The sequence below is a fragment of the Streptomyces hydrogenans genome (genome assembly GCF_014656075.1).
Taxonomy (GTDB): Bacteria; Actinomycetota; Actinomycetes; order Streptomycetales; family Streptomycetaceae; genus Streptomyces; species Streptomyces hydrogenans.
On the sequence record NZ_BNBS01000301.1, the window covers coordinates 1 to 1,001 of the forward strand.

General features: G+C 73.4%; 1 protein-coding gene. It reads left to right on the plus strand.

Annotated features, from left to right (window positions below):
• A partial coding sequence (locus tag IE321_RS41540) for an enoyl-CoA hydratase-related protein (protein ID WP_190226788.1) occupies positions 1-1,001 on the plus strand: 1,001 nt, incomplete at both ends.

Consider the following 1,001-nt stretch of genomic DNA (forward strand, 5'->3'; position numbering starts at 1 on the left):
GGGGATCGTCACCCTCGTCCTCGACGACCCGAACCAGTCCGCCAACACCATGAACGCCGCCTTCCTCGACTCCCTGGACGCCACGGCTGCGCGGCTCTCCGCGTGCCGCGACACCGTCCGGGGCGTCATCGTCACCTCCGCGAAGAAGAGCTTCTTCGCCGGCGGCGACCTGCACGACCTGAAGTCCGTCACGCCCGCGACCGCCGGAACCTCCTTCGAGGCGGGGATGCGCGTCAAGCGGTCGCTGCGCGTCCTGGAGACCCTCGGCAGGCCCGTCGTCGCCGCCCTCAACGGCGCCGCTCTGGGCGGCGGTTACGAGATCGCCCTGGCCTGCCACCACCGGGTGGTGCTCGACAGCCCGGCCGCCCGGGTCGGACTCCCCGAGGTCACCCTCGGGCTGCTGCCCGGTGGCGGGGGAGTGACCCGGACGGTCCGCATGTTCGGCGTCGTGGAGGCCCTGCGGAAGGTCCTCCTGGAGGGCGGGCAGTACGGGCCCGCGCAGGCCCTGGACGCCGGCCTGGTCGACGAGATCGCCGCCGATCAGGCCGATCTCCTGGTCCGGGCGCGGGCGTTCGTCGACGCCCATCCGGAGTCCGCCCAGCCCTGGGACGCTCCGGGGTACCGCATCCCGGGCGGCACCCCCGCCGACCCCCGGCTGGCCGCCCGACTCCCGTCGCTCGCGGCGCTGCTGAGGAAGAAGACCGGCGGCGCCCCGTACCCGGCCCCGCGCCACATCCTCGCGGCGGCCGTGGAGACCTCCCAGGTCGACATCGACACCGCCTTCGTGGTGGAGGCCCGCCACCTGACCGACCTCGTCGTCGGGCAGACCGCGAAGAACATGATCCAGGCGTTCTTCTTCGACCTCCAGGCCGTCAACTCCGGTGCCCGTCGTCCCAAGGGCGTCGAGAAGACCCAGGTCCGCAGGGTCGCCGTGCTGGGCGCCGGGATGATGGGCGCCGGGATCGCCTACTCCTGCGCCCGCGCCGGCATCGAGGTCGTCC